Source organism: Gemmatimonas sp., assembly GCF_046594945.1.
Classification (GTDB): domain Bacteria; phylum Gemmatimonadota; class Gemmatimonadetes; order Gemmatimonadales; family Gemmatimonadaceae; genus Gemmatimonas.
This window is the reverse complement of the sequence record NZ_JBKJRB010000168.1, coordinates 63393-84216: the sequence shown is the minus strand read 5'-3', so window position 1 is coordinate 84216 and position 20824 is coordinate 63393. Positions and strand designations below refer to the sequence as shown.

Sequence of the window (20824 nt, the reverse complement as noted above, 5' to 3'; positions counted from 1 at the left end):
CTTCCCGGAGCACGCCGCGCTGCTGACGCAGGTAATGGAAGGCCTGACGGTTGACGAGCAGTCTACGGCAGCCGATATGATACGAGCGCTCGGACTATTTGCTTCTGGCGGCGCGCAGACAGGCCCTGACCACGGCTGAAGCGTAGGGATTGACGACAATTTGATAGCATCTATATTTCTCAGTAGTGAGACACTTATTTGAGAGATATGCGCTCTCAAACCCCTACTAATTGAGGTTTCTATCGATGCAGTGGATTCTCGACCCGGCACATAGCCAGATCCAGTTCTCCGTGAAGCACCTAGGCATTTCCACCGTGCGCGGCACATTCCAGCAGTTCAGCGGCACGATCGAAGCGGAAGGGGGCGTCGTGAGCGCAGTGACCGTTGACATCGACGTGGCGTCGCTGAACACCGGCAACGAACAGCGCGATGGTCACCTCAAGAACGGCGACTTCTTCGACGTGGAGGCCAACCCAACGGCCTCGTTCACGCTGACATCGTTCGAGCGGTTGGGCGACAATGTGGTGGCCAGCGGTAATCTCACGATCCGCGGTGTGACCAAGCCGATCACGTTGAAAGGCGATATCGGCGGCCCGGCGAAAGATCCGTGGGGCCATCAGAAAGTCTCCGCCGTGCTCGAGACCAAGATCTCGCGCAAGGAGTGGGGCCTCGTGTGGAACGTGGCGCTTGAAGCCGGTGGTGTGCTCGTGAGCGACGACGTGAAGCTGCATATCGACGTGCAGGCGCAGGCGGCGGCTGCGTAAATGGCGGTCGCGAGCCGTGTGCAGGAGCGTGGGCTTGACGGGCCGCCGGTTGCGTGAACAGCACGCGACCGGCGGCCCGTGCGCTATTTACGGCGGGTGAAGGCGGCCGAGCGCGCGCGGCCACGGCGAGCACTATTCTGCCGTACGCTCGCTGCGTGATTGACGCTGCTGTGCTATCGCGCTCATCGGTGCCTCTCTGCATGAACTCCGATTAGGCTGTCGCGGCTGCAGCATAACGGCGGAGCAAGCGGACGACGGCAGGTCGGTGAAGTGCTTGTGGCGTGACAGGTTGCGGAGTGATGCGAGGTCCTGCAACATCTGGATATGCTGCCGGGGACTGCCTGTCTAAGGTCCGCTATGCAGCAAGTGCCCGCAGGCTAAGGGGCGTTCGGAAGACAACCAAATCTCCCAGGCAATGAGCGAAGAGATTCGATATGAGCTTGGACAGCTAGCAGTCCAACACTACGCGGCGGGAAGGCTATCGTTCAGGAATACCGGTCTTCAGGTTACCGGTCATCTATTGCACCGCGCTATTGAGTACGGGTTCAAAGCAGCCCTCATACAGAGTCTGTCGTTGTCCGAGCTTAAGCGAATAGGTCATTCAGTGACCAAGCTCCATCGGCAGCTCGAACCTCTTTGGCCGGCACTAGCGACAGAAAAGCATAGATCTGCAGTCGAGAGTCTCGATCGGTGGGAGAATATTCGGTACCCGAGGCTACGGAGTGGTTCCGGACGCTTAACCGTTATATCCCCATTTCCGCTACCGCCCGACTCGGCCGCGAGTTTGGACGGTAGCGCAAGCGTTGAGCGGTACCAAATCGTCGTGCAGGACATCGATGAGCTATTTGCCCAGGCATTGGCTGCAGCGCGCCTGAATCCCGATGCGTTCTTTGTGAGCTTAAGTGAGCTTGCTCGTGAGAAGGTGCGCGAGTTCAACGCAGTCGAGTCTATAGTCAACGCATGTCGATCTACCGCAAGTGCGAGTGCCTGAGCTTCCTAAGAGAACGTTGCTGCCGACAGCGCGTTCGGTGTGAGGCAGGCGGTCGCCGTGCTGGCGCACGTCGCCCGTCCGGCCGCATTTTGTTTGATGCGCTGCAGCAGAACGCAAGGCGTTTAGATCGCCGACGAATGTGCACCGCGTTTCACGCCGGCAGCCAAGATCAGATGCATGCCTCTACAAGCGATGTCAAAGTAATGGTCCAAACTGATGCAATCCTGCGGAGATCGCATGAACAACATTAGGTATGGGTGGGATGCTGTTGCTGTACTGGGGTGTGGTCCTTGGCGTCGTCGTCGCGTTGCTGAGCGCCGTGTGGCGTGTTGTCCGTGCTCACGAGCGCATTGCGAACGCCGTGGAGTCAATCGCGGCGAAGAAGTGAGCGTGACATAACACCGTATGGCGATATCCGTCCTTCGGGCGCGCTCTGTCAGGCGGCGCTTCCTTGGTTAGGAAGGCGGGAAGGGTATCCGCGCCATCGGCCGTGGCAATCCGCGCCAAATAGGATAGCGGTCTAACGGACCGTTGCTGCTGACAGCGCCATGTGGTGTGCGGCAGGCGGTCGCCGTGCCGGCGCACGTCGCCCGTCCTGCCGCATTTTTTTGGATGCGCTGCAGCAGAACGCAAGGCGTTGGACCGCAGTTCACCCAATCCTGTTACCGCTAGTCAGAATTGACATAATCACGCGACGCGTTACTATTCAGGATGATCGTCTCGTTCCGGCATGCCGACACCGAATCACTCGCGACCGGTCGCCGGACGCGGCGGTTTACGAGCATTGAATCTGTGGCACGTCGGAAGCTCCGACAGCTCGAGATCGCGGGTCGTCTGGACGATTTACGGGTGCCACCAGGTAACCGATTAGAGGCGCTCAAGGGTGATCGGGCCGGACAGCACAGCATTCGGATCAATGACCAGTTTCGCCAGTGTTTTCGATGGACTCCTGCGGGTCCGGCTGACGTCGAGATCGTGGACTACCACTAACCGGAGGCACCTCATGACTGCACTCACGCCAGTGACGCCGGGCGAGTTGTTACTCGAAGAATTCCTCGTGCCCATGCACCTCTCGCAGTATCGGCTCGCGAAAGAGATTGGCGTGCCGGCTCAGCGCATCGGCGAGATCGTCGCTGGGAGGCGGGCGATCACCGCCGATACCGATCTGCGTTTGTGCCGCTTTTTCGGCTTGTCGAACGGATACTGGCTGCGCGCGCAGGTCGCGCATGATACGGAGGTTGCGGCCAAGACGCTCGCGCCGGAACTCCGTCGCATCAAGCCGTGGGCCGGCACCGCGGCATGATGATGTCCGCTCCGCCCAACAACGGTTGCACCAGACAGCCGATCGATGGTACGCTCGCTTCGCTCGCCTAATTTGATTCGCCTGCTGGTGAACTTCAGCGTTGAGGCTGTAGAGTACGTCGATTTTGCGGCCGCAGGACGTCGTCGATGATCCTCGTGATCGCTTTGATGCGCCGAACGCGGAAACGGCGCGCGTTTATGGACTGTCCCGTGCGGATTCGCGCGTGATACTACGCGTTCCGCGATGTTCGCTACGCCGCGTAGCCCGCGTGGGCGAGTTTTTCGATGTTGTGGACGAGGCCATACAGCGTCCATTGCCCGTTCACCTTCGCACGGCCGCGCAGCGTGAAGCGATCAAGCTGCTTGATGGCCCGCAGATTGCCAAACACCGGCTCCACCGTGGCAAAGCGTGCCCTTACGCCTGGCGTCCCTCCGGTGTGTCGATCCGCGCTTGCCTGCGCGCCGTGTGCGTGGGCCCGTCGGTGTCGACGCGTCCGTGGAAGAACGCGAGGTTCCGCACCGGCGTGGTGTCGGGCGTCCGCCGGCACCACGCGGGCAGCGGGCACGGACCGCAGTCACGCTTCGCACTGCGGAAGGGCGCGCCGACGTTGTCCTTGATCTTCCGATTGCCACCGCATCGGTACAACGACTTTCCGGCGGGACACACGCCGGTGCGGGCCTCGGCATCGTACGTGAAATCGGCGGCGGTGAACACGGTCGGCGTTGACGTCGTCGGCGTTACACTTTTGGGCTCTTCAGGGTTTCGAGTGGGTAGCCGTCACGACGGCCTCGGTTCGAGATCCAGTGTGCCGCAGTGAAAGTAGATGGCCATCTTGAACGCGTCGCGGTTCCGATAGCCGCGCGCGCCGTACTTGATCCATTGGATCTTGGCGTTGAGTCCTTCAACGACGGCGTTTGTTAGGCGATGGGTGAGATACGTGAGGGTGTTCTCCACGTGCGCCTTCAACATCCGCGCGAGTTGCTTCATGGGCTCCAGCTGGCACCGCATGGCCCACCCGTACCAGCGACGAAAGCAGGGGCGGGCGGCGCCGACATCGGTGTAGTGCCAGAGCCGTCGCAGACGCTCTTTCATGGCCCACGCACGCGCCAGGCCATGTTGGCGGGATTCGTGAGCCACGCGTACTTGGTCCGCGTACGGCGTGTGTCACCGGCGGCCGACAGCACTTGGTGTTCCTGCTTCCGCACCGTGTCGACCGCTGCCCCGACGTGCTGCATGATGTGGAGCTTGTCGAAGACGATTTTGGCATCGGCATCCGGTACGTGCGCGCGCACCGTGGTGCGAGAGGGCTCCCACATGTCCATCGCGACCGACGTGATACCCTCCCGCTGGGCGCGGGTGACGGCGGTGAAGTACGGGGTGAGGCTCGTCGCCTTGCGATCATCGGCGACGTGGAGCACACAGCCGCGATCCAGATCCGCGACGACGCTGACATCCTGATGCCGCTTCAAGAAGCGCTTCTCATCGATGCCGAGGCGCGCGACCGCGCCATCGCCAAACGCTCGAACAGGAGCGTGAAGCTGGGGCAGGGTCAGCCCACGGCACGCGCACGGTCGTCACGCCATGCGTCGCACAGCGCACCCGCGGCACTCGGGCACTCGGGCACACAGTAGCGTACGAAACTGACAGGTATCCAAGTGGCGCCAGCGCCCCACACATCCACTTCCTGCGTCGCCTCGCGGAGCTCCACGCGCTCCACTTCCCACGGGGTCGTCAATCCCCAAATGGTCTGATACAACGCCCGATCATCTATCGCCGTCGCTCCCTGGTCCAAGTCTACCGGACGCTACGTACCCACTCTATTTCCTGAAGAGCCTCTTTTCCTCTGCGCGATGCTCTGGCTGTCATGGTGCGACGGTCGCGTGCCCCCGTTCTTGAGCCCCACGGTGGAGCGCACTCTGTATTTCAAGCTGCCAATCTCCGCGACCCGCTTCCACTGGACCTTCCTCGATCGCCGCGCCTTTCTGTCGGGCAAGCTCACCCTGCGCATCGTAAATGCAGACCGTGATCGCGATCAGACGCCGGTGATCTTTAGAAACGGGAAGATCACGGAGGGATGGGGATCGTGTCGGCCACCTGCCGGACGACCGGACGCCGCGAGCCATATTGCGGGCGCAGCGGTCGTCGTAGAATGTCTGCAGGCGGTGCAGCTGGTCCGCCACCAACCGAAAGAGCGGCGACCCCTGGGGGCGCCGGGTCGGCGATCGGCGCTCCACGTCGCAGGCGCGCCGAGCATAGCCCAGAGTCTGGCCCGGCCCGTCTCCATTCCGTTGCGCGACGGGCTGTTTCGACGCAACCTATGCGATGGCCCGGCCCAACGATGCTTGCTGTTGCCGAGCAGACCAACCGTCCGCGCAGCACGAAGCAGCGGGCGGTCCGCTCGCTGCAGCAGTTGGCGTGAGGCTGCAACAGTATTGCCGCAGCGTGTTCATCTCTTTCCGAGGTTCATGGTGTCAGCTCGAGTAACGTCACGATCACGTCGTCTTCGCAAGCGAGCCTTGATTCGCCCGCGAGGCTGTGCGCAATGACAACAACACGGCGCATGTTGGCGGGGCTGTTCGTACTGCTGCTGGTCGTGTTCAGCGTCGGGTGGTATGCCCTTACGCTTGGTCCCGACAATCCCGTTCCGTGGGCGATCGTCAGTGTATGGGGGAACATGATCACCGTGGGAATGGCAGTAGAGCAGATACTGGGCTACGTACCGTCCGACGGAAGATCACTCACGCACGCGGCTCTGGTCGTCGGCAGCTCTGCGTTTTTCTGGGCCTTTTTGTTTACCGCCATAGTCGCAGGCGTCTCTTGGTGCGTTCGGATAGCCAGAAAGCTGGTTTCGGCACGTACTTAAGCGCCGTGGTTCTGTCACTTTTTAATGACTGCGTTGGACCTCCTTCTCTATCGTTGCCTTACGTGCGCCGAAGCCGCCGAGCAAGTTACGAAAGCTCGCTGCGCTCGTATTTTTATCATTCGCTCGCCGCGTAACTGAAGCGTTTGGTGGCTGCACCGACAATGTTTGAAGGGGGCGTGCATGCCGAGGGGTAATTGGGTGGATCGGGGAGACCCGCTGGAGTCGGTTTTGGCACGTGTGCTTGGGCATGCGATCGGCCGAGACGCGACCGACCCCGCGGTAGAGGTCCATGTGCTCACCATTCGCGGCATGGTCGAGGCCGATAGCACCGAGGTCCACGTGTCGGGCTATCTCCGCACAGTGTGGACGACGGAGGGCCACGCCGAGCTCGAACCGACGGCGCGTCGGACGTTGGCAATCGCCCTCTGGCATATCGCGAAAGCGGGCCTCGTCCGGGATGCGATGGCGCGCGAGATCGCATCCCTGCGCTGCGCGTCGCCGGCCGGCCGGCCGCTCGGGGACCAACTGCGCGACGCGATTCTCGGCGCGCCCCCCGATGCGTCGACGCGCGCGCCGTTCGTGCCACCCCGCCCGCACGAGGCATCGGCGCAGCGACGGCGATGACGCGTGTGGTTTGCGATGGCGTGGGTGGCCACTTAACCTCGCGTGGCTGCCAACAGCGCGCTTCGGAGCGCGGCACGCGGGCGCCGCACTGGTGCACGTCGCCCGTACGGCCGCGATACTTGATGCGCTGCAGCAGAACGCCAAGGCGTTGGACACTTTGGAACCAAGACGCGTGAGCGAATGTGCCTACTCTCCACGCCGGTTACCGGTGGAACTCGCCGCAACTCAGGCTCTGGTCTTGGACGGCATCTGCCAAACGAGTGAGCTCGGCGAGCTGGCCTCCACTCGTCGTATGGCGAGCCTTGAGGCCATCGCGCGCCGACACCACGAGGGCAACCTAGTAGAGGACGTTACAGAGACATTTCTGTATGCGTGGGCGTTCGTTGATGCGGTAGATCGCCGTCGGCAACTTGTGAAGATGGCGCCCGGCTTCACGACGGTGCCACGCTCCAATGGGGAATAACCGAGGTTATTTGGCGCGTAGGAAATGTCTCTGATCACCTTGGCCAGAGAGCTGACTACGTGGTTGCCAGAAGCGGAGCGGCACTCGGTGTTCTTCAGTGGGTCACGCCTCTCTCTCTCTCTCTCTCTCTCAAGAGAGAGAGAGAGAGAGAGATTCTGTGCTGTGCTGCTCAATCCGGCCTGGGAGGCTTTGATCGGCAACGCTTCCGTTGGTAACGCTTCCAGATCGCGAACTCGAGATTGCTGACTGCATTGCGATCAGGGCAGGAGAGCACCAAGCGGACCTCTCGCGTGCTAGGACCGACGCCAGGCGCGTCACCCGAAACCTTGAGGTGGCATTCATCAGTTGGCTCGGCAATGCACAGATGCATCGCACGCCTGCGCCGGGTGACATCGTGGCAGTGGCGGAGCTTCGCTTCGAGCAATCCGACTCCTCGTCTGTCTAGCGAAGCGCTGCTGAAGACGGAGCCAATTGGGAATGCAGCGCGCGCTCGCCGCGACTTGTGCGAAGCGCCCTGCTGCAGAGCACAGCCTTATACCGACACTCACGCACTAGTGCACCCACGCACCGATGCGTCACCGCGCTCAATCGCTGCTCATAGGCATCCTGCTGCTGGCATCGGGTTGCCTCACACCTAGCGGTAGCAGTTCCCAGTCCATGCCGGAGGCCAGTGGTGAGCATGCCGCGCTCGTGCGTGCGGCCGAGCACTTCCTCCGCGTGTTCGACAACGTGGAGTGGGAACCGCTTGGGGCGGCGTGGAGCAACCCGCCCTCGACCTTCTTCCCTTTTTGAGACACCCTGGAACGCGTCGACGGAGACGCTGTCGCCATTCGCTTTCGTCGATTCTTCGAGGAGGTCAAGCGGGAGCGCCCAGGACCCCCCTATCTGCGACTCCAACGCCAAGAGTTTCGCGCCGAGGTGCTGGGCTCCGCAGCAGTGGTGACCTTCACGCTTGGTCGTCCGCCTGGCAACATCGGACGGCGCACGCTCGTCTGTGTCTGGGAGCAGGGCCAGTGGACGCTGGCGCATCTCCAGGCGTTCACCGCGGAGGCCTAGGAGCCGCGTTGACGGAGTGCGCGTTCAAGGACGCCGAGTGGGGGATGACGACGCTTGCTGCCCCACCACTGCTTTCTCTTGACGCGTTCACAGCAGAAGCCGGTGTTTTGGACACGGCGGCGGGCGTTGCGGCCGACCGACCTTGCACCCAGTGTTCCTTACATGGTCGAACGGTCTCCAGCCCTCGAATCCCTTTTCGCCGAGGAGCGCATCGCGCTCATGGGCCGACTCTGGGATAGTCTTGATCCCGCGGCCGCCGCGTTGGTCGTCTAACGAGATCTCAAGCGGCGTAAATCACATCGCCGTCGCCGTCGATACCCAGCTCCTGCTCTATCCCGCACACGCCGCAGGTGAGCGACGCGTGCCACTCCTCGCCGAACTCCGCGCGTAACGACGGCGGCGCGGCGCGGACGGTGACCTTGCGATAGGTGTATTCCTGGCATCCGATACACGCGTGGGCGCGCGCAATGCGTTCGGCGCGCTCCTGCGAAATCACGTCGTGCCGCCGTCGGTCAACGACTTCGGAACGTCGGGATAGCCGAGTCCCGTTGACGCGGCGCTGCGGGTCCCGGCCGACCGCGGGACGTCGCCCGCGCTGTCGTTGTTGCGGCTGGTGGCGTTGAGCAACTCGCGTAGTCCACCGAGCGCGCCCATGACACCGCTCGCCTCGGCCGGCAGGAAAATCGTGGAGCCTTTCCCCTGCGTGAGCAACGGAAGTGCTTCGAGATACTTGAGCCCGAGCAAGTACATCGCGGCCTGACCTTCCGGCAGCGCCGCTGAAATGCGCACGATCGCTTCGGCCTCGGCGTTGGCGATGGCGAGACGCGCTTCGGCCATTCCCTGCGCGCGCAGCACGCTCGCATCGCGCTCGCCTTCGGCTTTGCGCACCTGCGATTCGCGCTGTCCTTCCGATTCGAGAATCGCCGCGCGCTTTCCTGCTTCGGCATTCGTGACGGCGGCACGACGCTCGCGTTCGGCGCGCATTTGCAGCTCCATGCTCTGCTGGATGTCGCGCGGCGGCTCGATGCTCTGTAGCTCGACGCGCGTGACGTCGACGCCCCAGCCGATCGACGCTTCCTCGATCACTTCACGCATCCGCGTGTTGATGATGTCGCGGCTGCCGAGCGTTTGGTCCAGTTCCATCTCGCCGACGATGTTGCGCAGCGTGGTGCGCGTGAGCGTCTCGAGCGCGTACGGCAGATTCTGAATCGAATACGTGGCCTTCTGCGGATCGGCCACGCGGTAGTACATCACGGCGTCGATGTCGATCGTGACGTTGTCTTTCGTGATCACCGGTTGACTCGGAAAATTGAGCACCTGTTCACGCAGATCGATGCGCGTGGTGGCGCCCTGGATTACCCGGCGCGCACCACCAACGTCGGTCTCGAAAAAGCGAACATCGATCGAACGCGGACGCTCGATGAATGGGATCAGCAGGTTGAGTCCTGAACGCGCAATGCGATCGAAACGACCGAGCCGTTCGACCACCATCACTTCTGCCTGTCCGATAATTTTCACCGACGCGATCAGAATGATCGCGATCAGGACGACTGCGATGATGAGGACAGGCATGGGATGTCAGTTCTTCCAGTCGGCGAGGAACAGGTTCGTTTCGCCCGGCTTCGCATCATGTCGGTTCGATGCCCAGATCAGCGACTTGCCGTCGGGACTGAACATCGGGAAGCCATCGAAATCTTCGTGCGTGGTCAGACGCTCGAGACCTGTACCATCAACGTTAACGAGAAACAGATCGAAATTGCGGCTACGCGGATTGCGATGGTTGGACGAAAAGATGATACGCTTCCCGTTGGGCGTCCATGACGGGCCGAAGTTCGCACCGCCGAGCTTGGTAATCTGCGTCTGATCGGATCCGTCGGCATTCATGACGAACAGCTCCATGCGATTCGGACGAATCATGCGCTTGCCGAGCAGATCCTGATACGCTTTGAGCTCAGCCGGATCGGTGTAGTGCCAGGCGCGATACACGATCTTCTTGCCATCGGGCGACCACCACGGCCCACCGTCGTAGCCGGGGGTCGTGGTCAGCCGCTTGACGTTGGTTCCGTCCACATTCATGGTGTAGATGTCGAGGTCACCGTCCTTGAGCGACGTGAACACGATGGAAGTGCCATCAGGGGAGAGCACACCCTCGGCCGTATACACGCCGTAGTTGGTGAGACGCTTCAGATCCTTGCCGTCGCGGCCGACGGTGTAGATGTCGAACGGATCGATGCCCCACACGTAGCCCTGCGACGGATCCGGCTTGACGGGGCACGCGCTATCGGCGGCGTGCGTGGACGCGAAGAACAGGCGCTGGCTGCCCGGCAGGAACCAACCGCAGGTGGTCTTCCCGCCGACGGACACCTTGGTGAGTCCCGAGCCGTCGCGACGCATCACGTACTGCTGATCGCAGGTGCGGCCATCTCGCGTGGACTGAAACGTGATCCACTGTCCGTCGGCGCTGAAATACGCTTCCGCATTCTCGCCGCCGTTCGTGAGCTGGCGGATGTTCGAGATGTGGGATTCGCCGCTGTCGGGGGCGATCACGTCACCCATTGGCGCCGTGTTAACGGTGGCGCTCGAGCGCGACGACGAGGTGCAGGCTGCCGCGAGGCTAGCGACCGCGACGAGGATCGGGAGGGGAGTAAAAATACGCATGGGCTGAACCGTAGAGAGGTTCAGCCCATGCGGCAATTCAGTAGAGATACGGACACACTTCCTGCAGTCGGCGGTCAGTTCCCGCCGCGACGGGCTACTCCGGCCTTGGTGACGACCGGCGCAGTGCCGGCGGCGGTGAAAACATCCTTCTGAACTGCGGCCTTCTTGAGCAGGTCGATCGCGGCACGAAGCTGATTGTCGTCCTTGAGCGTGCGACGACGAACCAGCGTATCGCCGAAGGCGATCTTGGCCACACGATCTTCGATGGCGCGGTCGATATCCGGCGCGCCGCCGTCCCAGACGGTCTTGTCAATCTTGACCGTGTCGGCGACCAGCTTCTGGTACAGCTCTTCACGCCACGCCGGGTTCACGGCAAAGTCGGGTTTCACCTTGCCCTTCTGGCCCTCGGCAATCACCGCGATGTGATTGAAGTATTTCTGGAAGCTGGGCGCAATGGCGCGCCGGAACGCTTGTTCGGCGCTCGAGAGCGTGTCGGGCGCCACGATCACATCGGGCGTGATGGCACCGCCGCCGTACAGTGTGCGCCCGCTCGCCGACTTGAAAATGGGGCGCGCCTTCCGCACCGAGTCAGTTTCCATGGAGTCTGGGAGCACTTCGACAAACTGGCCTTCGGCGTTGATCTTCCGCTCTTTTTGGATGGAGCGACCCGACGGCGTGTACCACTTGCCGGTCGTGATCTTGAGCGCATAACCGCCGTCGAGGTTGTAGACCGACTGCACGAGGCCCTTTCCGAAGGACGTCGTGCCCAGGACGAGCGCGCGGTCGTAGTCCTGCAGGGCGCCGGCCACGATCTCGGAAGCCGAGGCGGAGCCGCCGTCGACGAGGACTACCAGTGGAACCTCGAGGGCAAGCGGGTCACGCTCGGCGACGAATTTCTGGAAGTCGCCGCGTCCGCGCACTGAGAGCAGTTCCTTGCCCTTGGGCAGGAACAGGTTCGACATCGAGAAGGCCTCGTCGAGGATGCCGCCCGGATTGCCGCGCAGGTCGATGACGATGCCCTTGGCTCCCTTCTTCTTCAGCTCTAACACCGAGTTGGCGATGTCTTCGGTGGTCTGCTCGGAAAAGCGGGTGAGCGGCACGTAGCCGGTGCGATCGTCGATCATCATGGCATACGGCACGGCCGGCACGTGAATCTCGGCGCGCTTGAAGTTGATCTTGATGGGCTGGCCGACGCCGATACGGCCGAAGGTCACGTGGACCGGCGAACCGACGGGACCGAGCAGCTTATTCTGGACCTGCTGCGTGTTGAAGCCACGCGCGTTGGTCGTGTCGATGATCATGATCTTGTCGCCTTCCTGCACACCACCGCCTTCGGCGGGGGAGTTCGGGAAGACCTTATTCACGGTTACGTAGTCACCCACCTTCGAGATCTCCATGCCGATGCCGGCATAGCGACCGTTGGTGTTCCGCGAGAACTCTTCAAGCTGCTTGGGGGTGAACAACTCGGTGTAAGGATCGTTGAGTTCCTTCACCAGGCCGCGCGCGGCCTTTTCGTACAGCTGCTGCGCGTCGAGCGTATCCACGTATCGCAGGGCGACAAACGTCAGCACCTGGTCGAGGAGCTGAGCTCCGCCTCGCGTGGAACGCGCCTGCAGGGCAAAGCCCCCGGCGAGCGCGGGGAGGAGGATCAGGCTGGCCAAGGCGGCCTTGCGGGTGCGTGTCATGCGGCTGCTCTCAAAGGAGGGACCGAGAAGAACTCTCTAGAATACGTACGCCTGCCGACAGCCGCTGTTCCAGTACGAGGCGGTCAGGTCTCGTCGCGCGGACGGGAGCCAAGGACGTAGTCCACACTCCAGATCCGATCATACTGCCGAACGGCGATATCTCTTACCAAGCCGGCACTCAGCAGCATCTCGTGCGCTGGTTGTAGGACGCGCTGGAGGTGCGAAGGGTACCGCTGAGTGAGCGGGAGTTGCTCGGCCAACCGCTCCAACGGCACGCGCCACGAGAGTCGGCCATCAGAACGGGCGACTTCAAGGATTCGGTAGAGGCGACGGGCCACGGGCGACGACAGGGCGTGGTACCGCGCCGCCGAGAGGGTAATGGTATGACGGGCCGCCAGATTGGCGCGGAGCGTGGCGGACAAGGTCACGCGAGCATCGCCCGGTTCACCGGTGGCCAGATTGCCGAACAGGTGCAGCTGCTCGCGATCGGCCACCCGGCGACGTTGCACGGACACGGTACTGAGGACGGTGAAGCTGATGTCCTCGAGTCCCGACTGGGCCGACCAGTATGCCCCGACGGATTCGAGGGTCGTCCGTTCGAGACGAGAGAGCGCGGCGCGCAGCTGCTCGTAGGTGCGGCCGTCGGCGCGACGGCCCATCGAGCGCAGGAAGGCATGCAGCGTGAACGTGACGGCGCCATCGGCGGGCGAGCCCGCTTCGTTGTAGCGATGCAGCAGCTCGACGTACACGTCCTGATCAAACGTGCCGGGGAGTCGATCGCCGGGCGCGGGGATGACACGCCACCGCCCACCGTTCTCGGTCGAGAACGACACGGGCGTATCGTCGGCGGAATCGCTCAGGCGAAAGAGCGGGAGTTCCTCGAGGGAACGATCGAGGATCACCCCGCGCACGGCCGGGCGCCTGCGTGCTGCGAGTGTCATCGGAAGGGAAAGCTGTCCACTCGACGGTACCGGCGCCAGTCTAAGCGCGTTCGGGAATCGAGCGAGGTCCGTGCGCTCGCCACGCGCCACGATGGGCACTACGGTGGGCGCTACGGTGGGCGCTACGCCAGCGTGAGGACCTGTCCGGAGACGTTGCGCGCCAACGGACTGATGAGAAAGGCGATGACGTCGGCAACAGACTCGCGGTCGACGTACTCGGTCTTATCGCCCATATCGGCGAGGTTGGCGGCGGTGCGGACGGCGGTGGGTGCCACCGCGTTGGCCCGGACGCCATGCGGCTTTTCCTCGGAGGCGACGGCATGCATGAGCGTCAGCACCCCACTCTTGGCGGCGGCGTAGGCGGCCATGCCCTTAGGCGCACCGCCGGGCAGCGCGGCGACGGAGCCAAAGTAGACGAAGCTGCCCTTGGCAGCACGCACGGCGGGTAGAAACGCGCGGGTGGCCCCGAAGGCGGTTTCGAGGTTGATCGTGAACTGCTTGCTCCAGGCCGCGGGGTCGGCGTCGCTGATGGGACCGGTGATCCCAAATCCGCCTGCCGCGCATATCACCGCGTGTACGTGTCCGCCGAACTGCGCCTTGGTGCGCTCGACAACTTCATCGGCGGCCACCTTCGCGGCATTGGCATCGGCCAGATTCGCGACGTGCGCGGTCGCCGCGAATCCTCGTTCGGTAAGCCACGCCGCGCGCGCTTCAACTTCGGCGGGCTGCACATCAAGCAGGGCGAGTGTGGCACCCCGCTGTGCAAACGCGAGCGCGACGGCCTCGCCAACCTGACCGGCCCGACCGACACCAGTGATCACGATGAGCTTGCCGGCAAAATCGAGTGCGTTGGTCATTTGGGGTTCTCGTGGAGGGCCGAGGAGATCAGACGGCGAACAACAACAACTACAAAAACAACGGCAACATCAACCGCAACAGCAATTTCCGGAACACGGAGACCACGGATTTTACAGACCATGCACTGATAAGATGAACAGCGCGGCTTCATCGCTTATCTGTGCGATTCAGTGAAATCCGTCGTTTCCGTGTTCCAGCTGTTGCGGTTGCGGTTGCTGTTGTTGCTGTTGTTGTCCGCCTATTTTTCCATCAACTCACGAATGGTATCGGCCGTGGCGTCGAGGCACAGGGCGAGGCGATCGGCTGTATGATCTCCCATGTGCCCGATACGAAACGTGCTGTTCTTCAGCTTGCCGTAGCCACCGCCGATCACGAAGCCACGGTTGGCGACGCCCTTCACGATGTCGTCGCCTTTGAGTGTGGCCGGCAGCGCGACCGCCGTCACAGTACCGCTGCGCGCGTGGTTCGGGGCGTAGACGCAGAATGCATGGCCGGTGTCCTCGCGCAGACGCCCTACCCACGCGTGCGTCATCGTCGCCATCTCAGCGTGTCGCGTCCAGCGCGCTTCGATCGTTTCGCGCGCGATGTACTCGCCCTGCACGGCCGTGGCGTACAGCAACGAAATCGCCGGTGTGCTCGGTGTTTGGTTCTTGTGCACGAACTCTTCGAACTCGACCATGTCGAAGTACAGACCGCGCGCGGTGGCTTTCGCGGCCTGGTCGATGTAGCGCTTGGACGCCACGCCGAACGCGAGGCCGGGCGGAAGCGCAAGGGCCTTCTGCGAGCCGGTGAGCACGAAATCGAGATCCCAAGCATCGGTTTCGACCGGTACGCCGGCGAGTCCGGTCACGGAATCGACGAGTATGGCCGCGCCGTATTTGTGCGCTAGGGCCGCCAGCTCCGGCAACGACGTGAGTACGCCCGTGCTGGTCTCAGAATGCACGACGGTAATCGCGGAAAAGCTCCGCTCGCGCAACGCGCGCTCAACGACGTCGAGTGGGACCGCCTGATGCCACTCACCTCCGACGACACGCGTGTCGCGGCCGCAGGCGAGCGCGATGTTGGCGAAGCGCTCACTGAACGCGCCATTAACCACGGAGAGAATTGGGCCCGGCGCGGCGCAGCGGATCGCTGCTTCCATGAGTCCGGTGGCAGACGAACTCGAGACGTACACCGGACGGATGGTCCGGAAAATCGGACGCAGGCCATCCTGAATGCGGGCGAACAATGCTTCGAAGATCGCGCCGCGGTGCGGTAGCATCGGCGCCAACATGGCCTCGAGTACCTCGCGCCGCACCTCGGTTGGCCCGGGAAGGAAGAACGTACCGAAGTCGGACATGGTGTCTTACCGCGACGACGCGGGATGAAAGAGCAATGGATACAGCGCGGCGAAGCTGTCGGCTTCGGCGTCGGCCACTGCCACGACCTGCTCACGACGCGCGACGCCGGTGTAGGCAATGAACTCCGTGACGACACCGCGCACGGCCGCATCGGTGGAGCCGTCACCGATCATGACCGTTGGTGTGGCCAACGCCAGACGCTGCACGGTGAGTGGCTTGCCGCGCTGCGTGGACAGCGGCTGATTGCCGTCGAGCAGACTCATGGTGCCGTCGGTATCGCGCGCGAGCGATACGGCGTGCACGCGATCGGTGGGCACACCCAACTGCAGGGCGATCGGCACGATCGCGATGCGGAGTCCGCCACTGAGCAGGTGCACCTGACAGCCAGCGCGTTGCAGCAATGTGATCAGCTCCTGCGCGCCGGGCTGCAACGACTCACGGTACGCTTCAGCCAGAGAGATCAACTCCCCAGCGGTCGGCCGGATGCGCTCCAAGCGCCGTGTATACACCGCCTCGATCGGGAGCTCCCCCGCCATGGCCTGCGCCGTGAGCGCCTCGCTTTCGCGCGCGATGTCGGGATCTCGTCGCGCAGCCAGCCAGTCGATGCCTTCGATGGCGCACACCGTGGAGTCGACGTCGAAGAGGACCGACTTGAATCGTGGGCGGCGCAGGTCGACTGGCGAAGCAATGGTCGATGCGTTCACAGTACGTTGCCCTGCGCCAGCAGATTGAGGGGGTCGAACTCACGCTTGATCGCGTGCATCACGCGCAGTTGTGCCGGGCTGGCCTGCATCGGCAGCCAGCGGCGTTTGAGCTTCCCGATGCCATGCTCGGCGGCCACGGTGCCGCCCATCGCGATCACCTCGCGCAACGTGGCCTCGACCACGCATTCGATACGATGCAATTCGTCGGCATCCTGCGCGATGAAGTTCTGATGTGGATGTCCGTTGCCGGCGTGGCCATAGGCGATGCCCGACGTGACGCCGGCGTCGGCGGCGAAACGTCGCGCGATGTGCAGCGCCTCGGCCAGCCGAGGATACGGGACGGCCCAGTCGGTGCTGACCTTGCGTCCGCCGAACGGCCGCCGCGCGGCGCCGCGTTCGTTCATCGTGGCCGGCACCGCGTGGCGCAGATGACGCGCGTCGCACAGTGCCGTGGCCGAATCGTACACGCGAATGTCGGCGCTGAGCGCGGCGTGCGCGTCGGCCAATTCGAGCCACGCCTCGAGCGGCAGTTCATCGTCGGGACGTGATTCGTCGGTGCCCGTCTCTTCGACATATACCATCGCGGTGGCGTTCGGCGCCCAGCCTACGCTGCCTTCCGCCATGCGCGCGATGTCCATCGCGCCCTGATCGAAGAACTCGAGACAGCGCGGATGCACGGCGGTGGAGCGCCGCGCCGACACCACGAACGTCAGCGCATCGTGCTCGCGCTCGAACGGAATCATGAGTCCGAGCACCTGCACCGGCAGCGCATGCAGCGCGAGTTCGGCCTCCACCACCACGCCGAGGGTGCCTTCACTACCTACGAACCAATCGACCGGATCGTGCGCGATGGGATAGCCGACGGTGTTTTTCTCGAGCTGCGGCCGACGCAGGTCGAGCCGCTCACCGCTGGCCAGCAGCACCGTCATCGCCCGCACGTGCGGCCGAGTGGCCCCGTAGCGCAGGGAGCGGGCACCGGACGCGTTGCAGGCGATCGCACCGCCGATCGTGGACTCTTCGTCGCTGGTCGGGTCGGGGGTGAACAGCAGGCCGGCCGCTTCCGCAGCCCGTCGTACATCCGCCACGATCGCGCCCGGCCCCACCCGCATGCTGCGCGTATCGGTGTCCACGTCACCGATCCACGCCAATCCGCGCATCGACAACAGGAGTCCGTGATCGGTGATGGACGCTCCCGTGGTGCTCGACTGCCATCCGGCCGGTGTCACCGCCGTGCGGGCCGACGTGGCCTCGCGCAGCAGCTCCATGACTTCGGCGATGTCGTTGGGGCGCGCCACGGCATCGGGAACCAGTTCGAGTCCTGAGGCGTCGCGTGCAAACGTCCGACGGATGTCGATATCGACGGTCGTGACGTCGCGGGTGTTCGTCATCGGCTGGCTCACCTACTCGGCGCGGAAGTGGGCAACACTGGCGGTGAGCACATCGGGCAGTTCGAGCAGCGCTTTACGGGTCTCTTCGCTGACCGAGCCGTCGACGGAGATTGCCGCGAGCGCATCGCCGCCTTGCGCCAGTCGCGCCTGATGGTACTCGGCGATGTTGACCTTGCGTTCCCCCAGCAGCGTACCGACGCGGCCGATCACGCCAGGCACGTCGTGATTGGTGAGGATGAGCAGCGTCTGTCGCGGATTCACGTCGACGTGGAACTGACCGATCCGGGTGAGGCGCGGCTTGCTCCCTTCGGGTGCGGCGCCGGCCACGGCCAGCTGCTGCATGCCGCCGGCGAGGGCCACTTCGATGGCGCGGGGATGTCCGAGGTCGCTGGACACACCGACCGACAGCTCGAGGCCGCGTGCTTCGGCGAGGCTGCGCGCGTTGATGAGATTGAGCCGATCCGTTTCAATGACACCTTCAAGCACGCCGGCAGCGGCGGCGGCGAGCAGCGGACCGGCGCCGTGGGCAAGATCGGGTCCGATGCGCAGGGCCAATCGGCGCACAGCACGCATACCCTGATCGGCAAGCACGGCGCGAGCCACGGCGGCGGCGCGACGCGCCACCAGCATCGCCGGCTGCAGGTCTCCCCACTCGCCCGAGCCACCGGCCACGTTGATCGATTTTGACAAATCGTTGTGCAGCAGCGCGTCGCGCACGGCGAGACAGACATCGCGCGATACGTTGCGCTGCGCTTCGACGGTGTTGGCCCCGAGGTGCGGCGTAAGCAGCAGATTTGGTGCGGTGCGCAACGGCGAATCAACAGCGAGCGGCTCGGCATTGAACACATCGAGCACCGCGCCGCGCAGCTGATCGGCTTCGAGGGCGGCCAGTAGCGCCGTTTCATCGATGATACCGCCACGCGCCATGTTGACCACGACCGAGCGGGCGGGAAGACGGCCCAGCTCGCGCTTGCCAATCATGCCGCGCGTCTCGTCGTTGAGTGGCACGTGCATGGTGAGGATATTGCTCTCGGCGACCAGCGCATCGAGCGACGGCGCCCGACGCACGCGCAGGGCCGTGAAGCGTTCGTCGGCGATGTACGGATCGAAGGCCACCACGGTCATGCCGAAGGCATGGGCGCGGGTGGCGACTTCGCTGCCAATGCGACCGAGTCCGACGATGCCGAGTGTCTTGCCCTTGAGCTCGCGGCCCATGAGTTTCGAACGATCCCACGTGCCGTGCTGCATGGAGAGCGCCGCCGCGGGAAGTTGGCGCAGCAGGCCGATGACCGTGCCGAAGAACAGTTCCGCGACGGCAACCGTGTTGCCAGCGGGCGCATTGATGATCGCGACGCCGAGTTCGGTGGCGACATCGAGTGCAATGTTGTCCACGCCGACGCCGGCTCGCCCCACGACCCGCAACTTCGTGGCGGCGCGTAGCAGCTCGGCCGAGATCTTCGTGGCACTGCGCCCGACGATGGCATCGTAGTCGCCAATACGCTGCAGCAGTTCGTCCTTCGGCAGCGTGGGCACTTCATCGACCAGCAGCTCGGGCTCGGCCGCAAGCAGGGCGAGTCCCTCCGGATCGACATCGTCGGTGACAAGAACGCGATATGCCATGAGTGCACACGAAAGGAGGCACCGCGTGGTGATGCCCGGGACAGACATCACGCATCGCGGAGAAGACGCAGCGAAATTGAATGCAACGGGAAGATGAACATCGGCGTATCGACCTGCAGGATCAACAACGGGCGCCGTGCATCAGGTCCCGAAGTCGTTCCGGCCGAGCGTGTTGCGAAGCATGTCGCGGAGCGCCACGAGCAGGTCGTCGCGGGCGGCCGGCGAATCGTCCCGCACGTGCAATTCCACGCCATCGGCGATGGGCACGTGTCGCCAGCTGGCCACGCCATTCTGCTTGGGCGCGGTGGAATCCATCTGCAACGTGAGCGCTGGCGCGAGTGACGTCGCGACGCGCCGTTCGAGCGCATCTCCGGTGACTTCCCGCATTTCCTTCTTGATCGCGTCGAGCGTTTGGCCTTCGCGCTGACGGATCTTGATAGCGAGCAGTTGCAGTAAGTGCCGATAGCCGTACGTGGCGGCCGTGCCGGCGCCTTCCGGTCGATCGAGCAGGCCGTTGGCGACGTAGAAACGCACCGCGCGCGCGCTGGGCATGGCCCGCGCAGACGCATTCGTAGGCTTCATTCCGGCAGAATCCACCAGAGCAGCGGCGTGTGCCGCCAGCCCGCGGGCATTCCACGGGGCATTTCGCGCGTGAGCGCGCAGAAGTGGGACGGGAGACTCGGCCATGGGGAGGGCAATATACGCTGGATCGCGGCCGTGTGCTGACCCCAATTCGCCGACATCAGTATTGGCGCGCCGACACAACAGCAAACGCCGACGTCGGAACCAATTCCCGCACTGATGTTTGGACACCGATCACGCGACTTCGCCGACTCGCCAGGCCGCCCGTGTGACACTCCCCAGTATCACCCACCACCCACCGGGACGACCTGACGATTGTGTCGGCGCAGTCGCGTGACTGTGCCTGCCCTACCTGATTATCACCACACTGCAGGACGGCGTGGATCGGTTACTCGCGGACCGCTGGTGCGAAGGCGGAACGCACGCCGGCGATTGCAGCGTGCTGTGCTATCGTGGCGAGGTCGACCGGCTTTTCGAGAAAATGCAATGCTCCGAGGCGGAAAGACGCCTGCCGATTGGAGTCGTCGGGATACGCCGTGAGCACCAAGACCATGGCATCGGGCGAGAGCATGCCCGCGAGGGCCATCACCTGCAGACCGCCATCACGCTTGCCGCCAAGCCGGAGGTCGGTGACGATTAAATCGAAGCGCTGCGTTCGCAGCCGTTCGAGCGCCTCCGGAAGCAACTCCGCCGAACTGACGGAATTACCCTCGACTTCAAACAGCTCTACGAGGATGTCGCGGATGGACTGCTCGTCTTCGACGATGAGCACGGATTTGGCGGTCTCGGACATCTTGATCATGCTTCGGTGTCTAGCGAGAAGCGGGCCGAGATCGGGCCGTGCTTATGAACGTGTTGCGCATCAGAGAGTTAGCCGACGTTCATGTCACAAGACTGCTCGCCGCTGCTGTCGGACATCCAGTCGGGAGCGGGTGGCATCGCCCGAATTCCGGTCAGTGATATCCGGTGAGCAGTCATGACCTC

23 protein-coding genes and 1 pseudogene are annotated in these 20824 nt (G+C 63.5%); 9 read left to right on the top strand and 15 right to left on the bottom strand.

The window, feature by feature from the left end; translation table 11 throughout:
* Positions 1-245 precede the first annotated feature (245 nt).
* From ACLL97_RS20585 to ACLL97_RS20570, 4 genes are all read left to right on the top strand, one after another.
* On the top strand, positions 246-764 hold the full coding sequence (locus ACLL97_RS20585; RefSeq protein ID WP_411282356.1) for a YceI family protein: 519 nt from the start codon (positions 246-248) through the stop codon (positions 762-764).
* A 1244-nt stretch (positions 765-2008) separates the two neighbouring features.
* Positions 2009-2143 (top strand): hypothetical protein, encoded by a 135-nt coding sequence (locus tag ACLL97_RS20580; RefSeq protein ID WP_411282355.1) that lies wholly within the window; start codon positions 2009-2011, stop codon positions 2141-2143.
* 323 nt (positions 2144-2466) lie between these two features.
* Positions 2467-2745 carry a type II toxin-antitoxin system RelE/ParE family toxin gene (locus ACLL97_RS20575; RefSeq protein WP_411282354.1) on the top strand — a complete coding sequence of 93 codons (279 nt, stop codon included), beginning with the start codon at positions 2467-2469 and terminating at the stop codon, positions 2743-2745.
* A gap of 13 nt (positions 2746-2758) precedes the next feature.
* A complete protein-coding gene (locus ACLL97_RS20570) occupies positions 2759-3058 on the top strand; it encodes a HigA family addiction module antitoxin (RefSeq protein ID WP_411282353.1) in 300 nt (99 codons plus the stop codon).
* Between the two features lie 250 nt (positions 3059-3308).
* Here ACLL97_RS20570 and ACLL97_RS20565 read toward each other — a convergent pair whose 3' ends face one another.
* Together ACLL97_RS20565 and ACLL97_RS20560 are read right to left on the bottom strand one after the other, a co-directional pair.
* A complete protein-coding gene (locus tag ACLL97_RS20565) occupies positions 3309-3605 on the bottom strand; it encodes a transposase (protein WP_411282358.1) in 297 nt (98 codons plus the stop codon).
* Between the two features lie 230 nt (positions 3606-3835).
* A pseudogene (locus tag ACLL97_RS20560) lies at positions 3836-4527 on the bottom strand (transposase).
* Between ACLL97_RS20560 and ACLL97_RS20555 the strand changes: the two are divergent.
* Complete coding sequence (locus ACLL97_RS20555) at positions 4468-4689, top strand: hypothetical protein (RefSeq protein ID WP_411282359.1); 222 nt, start codon at positions 4468-4470, stop codon at positions 4687-4689. The pseudogene ACLL97_RS20560 and the gene ACLL97_RS20555 sit on opposite strands and share 60 nt — an antisense overlap.
* On the opposite strand, the gene ACLL97_RS20550 is transcribed toward ACLL97_RS20555, so the two are convergent.
* Positions 4608-4814, bottom strand: a complete 207-nt coding sequence (locus ACLL97_RS20550) for a hypothetical protein (protein ID WP_411282352.1) — start codon at positions 4812-4814, stop codon at positions 4608-4610. The genes ACLL97_RS20555 and ACLL97_RS20550 overlap by 82 nt on opposite strands.
* A 1335-nt stretch (positions 4815-6149) precedes the next feature.
* On the opposite strand from ACLL97_RS20550, the gene ACLL97_RS20545 reads away from it, so the two are divergent.
* The 4 genes from ACLL97_RS20545 to ACLL97_RS20530 all read left to right on the top strand — a co-directional run bounded on the left by ACLL97_RS20545 (position 6150) and on the right by ACLL97_RS20530 (position 8337).
* Positions 6150-6545 (top strand): hypothetical protein, encoded by a 396-nt coding sequence (locus tag ACLL97_RS20545; RefSeq protein WP_411282351.1) that lies wholly within the window; start codon positions 6150-6152, stop codon positions 6543-6545.
* Positions 6546-7578: 1033 nt separating this feature from the next.
* Complete coding sequence (locus ACLL97_RS20540; protein WP_411282350.1) at positions 7579-7800, top strand: hypothetical protein; 222 nt, start codon at positions 7579-7581, stop codon at positions 7798-7800.
* 126 nt (positions 7801-7926) lie between these two features.
* Positions 7927-8064, top strand: a complete 138-nt coding sequence (locus ACLL97_RS20535) for a hypothetical protein (protein ID WP_411282349.1) — start codon at positions 7927-7929, stop codon at positions 8062-8064.
* Positions 8065-8142: 78 nt separating this feature from the next.
* The gene (locus tag ACLL97_RS20530; protein WP_411282348.1) at positions 8143-8337 is read left to right on the top strand and encodes a hypothetical protein; all 195 of its coding nucleotides are present in this window, start codon (positions 8143-8145) and stop codon (positions 8335-8337) included.
* Between the two features lie 7 nt (positions 8338-8344).
* Here ACLL97_RS20530 and ACLL97_RS20525 read toward each other — a convergent pair whose 3' ends face one another.
* From ACLL97_RS20525 to ACLL97_RS20470, 12 genes are all read right to left on the bottom strand, one after another.
* On the bottom strand, positions 8345-8560 hold the full coding sequence (locus ACLL97_RS20525) for a hypothetical protein (protein WP_411282347.1): 216 nt from the start codon (positions 8558-8560) through the stop codon (positions 8345-8347).
* Positions 8557-9636: an SPFH domain-containing protein gene (locus ACLL97_RS20520; RefSeq protein ID WP_411282346.1), complete on the bottom strand. Its 1080-nt coding sequence runs from the start codon at positions 9634-9636 to the stop codon at positions 8557-8559. The genes ACLL97_RS20525 and ACLL97_RS20520 overlap by 4 nt, the downstream gene beginning before the upstream one ends.
* Before the next feature lie 6 nt (positions 9637-9642).
* Complete coding sequence (locus tag ACLL97_RS20515) at positions 9643-10722, bottom strand: hypothetical protein (protein WP_411282345.1); 1080 nt, start codon at positions 10720-10722, stop codon at positions 9643-9645.
* 74 nt (positions 10723-10796) lie between these two features.
* A complete protein-coding gene (locus tag ACLL97_RS20510; protein WP_411282344.1) occupies positions 10797-12407 on the bottom strand; it encodes a S41 family peptidase in 1611 nt (536 codons plus the stop codon).
* An 83-nt stretch (positions 12408-12490) separates the two neighbouring features.
* Positions 12491-13348 (bottom strand): replication initiator protein A, encoded by an 858-nt coding sequence (locus tag ACLL97_RS20505; RefSeq protein WP_411282343.1) that lies wholly within the window; start codon positions 13346-13348, stop codon positions 12491-12493.
* A 122-nt stretch (positions 13349-13470) separates the two neighbouring features.
* The gene (locus ACLL97_RS20500; protein WP_411282342.1) at positions 13471-14205 is read right to left on the bottom strand and encodes an SDR family NAD(P)-dependent oxidoreductase; all 735 of its coding nucleotides are present in this window, start codon (positions 14203-14205) and stop codon (positions 13471-13473) included.
* 239 nt (positions 14206-14444) lie between these two features.
* Complete coding sequence (locus ACLL97_RS20495; RefSeq protein ID WP_411282341.1) at positions 14445-15545, bottom strand: pyridoxal-phosphate-dependent aminotransferase family protein; 1101 nt, start codon at positions 15543-15545, stop codon at positions 14445-14447.
* A 6-nt stretch (positions 15546-15551) separates the two neighbouring features.
* Positions 15552-16250 (bottom strand): HAD-IB family phosphatase, encoded by a 699-nt coding sequence (locus tag ACLL97_RS20490; protein ID WP_411282340.1) that lies wholly within the window; start codon positions 16248-16250, stop codon positions 15552-15554.
* Positions 16247-17638 carry an FAD-binding oxidoreductase gene (locus ACLL97_RS20485; RefSeq protein WP_411282339.1) on the bottom strand — a complete coding sequence of 464 codons (1392 nt, stop codon included), beginning with the start codon at positions 17636-17638 and terminating at the stop codon, positions 16247-16249. Before ACLL97_RS20485 ends, ACLL97_RS20490 begins: the two co-directional genes overlap by 4 nt.
* A 12-nt stretch (positions 17639-17650) precedes the next feature.
* Positions 17651-19258, bottom strand: coding sequence for a phosphoglycerate dehydrogenase (gene serA, locus ACLL97_RS20480; protein WP_411282338.1), 1608 nt, complete (start codon positions 19256-19258; stop codon positions 17651-17653).
* 141 nt (positions 19259-19399) lie between these two features.
* On the bottom strand, positions 19400-19840 hold the full coding sequence (locus tag ACLL97_RS20475; protein ID WP_411282337.1) for a MerR family transcriptional regulator: 441 nt from the start codon (positions 19838-19840) through the stop codon (positions 19400-19402).
* 388 nt (positions 19841-20228) lie between these two features.
* The gene (locus ACLL97_RS20470) at positions 20229-20642 is read right to left on the bottom strand and encodes a response regulator (RefSeq protein WP_411282336.1); all 414 of its coding nucleotides are present in this window, start codon (positions 20640-20642) and stop codon (positions 20229-20231) included.
* Between the last annotated feature and the right edge of the window lie 182 nt (positions 20643-20824).

Coding starts and splice junctions, on each gene's coding strand:
- ACLL97_RS20585 (WP_411282356.1), top strand. CDS start 246: ATGCAGTGGATTCTCGACCCGGCACATAGCCAGATCCAGTTCTCCGTG.
- ACLL97_RS20580 (WP_411282355.1), top strand. CDS start 2,009: ATGGGTGGGATGCTGTTGCTGTACTGGGGTGTGGTCCTTGGCGTCGTC.
- ACLL97_RS20575 (WP_411282354.1), top strand. CDS start 2,467: ATGATCGTCTCGTTCCGGCATGCCGACACCGAATCACTCGCGACCGGT.
- ACLL97_RS20570 (WP_411282353.1), top strand. CDS start 2,759: ATGACTGCACTCACGCCAGTGACGCCGGGCGAGTTGTTACTCGAAGAA.
- ACLL97_RS20540 (WP_411282350.1), top strand. CDS start 7,579: ATGCGTCACCGCGCTCAATCGCTGCTCATAGGCATCCTGCTGCTGGCA.
- ACLL97_RS20520 (WP_411282346.1), bottom strand. CDS start 9,636: ATGCCTGTCCTCATCATCGCAGTCGTCCTGATCGCGATCATTCTGATC.
- ACLL97_RS20515 (WP_411282345.1), bottom strand. CDS start 10,722: ATGCGTATTTTTACTCCCCTCCCGATCCTCGTCGCGGTCGCTAGCCTC.
- ACLL97_RS20510 (WP_411282344.1), bottom strand. CDS start 12,407: ATGACACGCACCCGCAAGGCCGCCTTGGCCAGCCTGATCCTCCTCCCC.
- ACLL97_RS20505 (WP_411282343.1), bottom strand. CDS start 13,348: ATGACACTCGCAGCACGCAGGCGCCCGGCCGTGCGCGGGGTGATCCTC.
- ACLL97_RS20500 (WP_411282342.1), bottom strand. CDS start 14,205: ATGACCAACGCACTCGATTTTGCCGGCAAGCTCATCGTGATCACTGGT.
- ACLL97_RS20495 (WP_411282341.1), bottom strand. CDS start 15,545: ATGTCCGACTTCGGTACGTTCTTCCTTCCCGGGCCAACCGAGGTGCGG.
- ACLL97_RS20485 (WP_411282339.1), bottom strand. CDS start 17,638: ATGACGAACACCCGCGACGTCACGACCGTCGATATCGACATCCGTCGG.
- serA (WP_411282338.1), bottom strand. CDS start 19,258: ATGGCATATCGCGTTCTTGTCACCGACGATGTCGATCCGGAGGGACTC.
- ACLL97_RS20475 (WP_411282337.1), bottom strand. CDS start 19,840: ATGAAGCCTACGAATGCGTCTGCGCGGGCCATGCCCAGCGCGCGCGCG.
- ACLL97_RS20470 (WP_411282336.1), bottom strand. CDS start 20,642: ATGATCAAGATGTCCGAGACCGCCAAATCCGTGCTCATCGTCGAAGAC.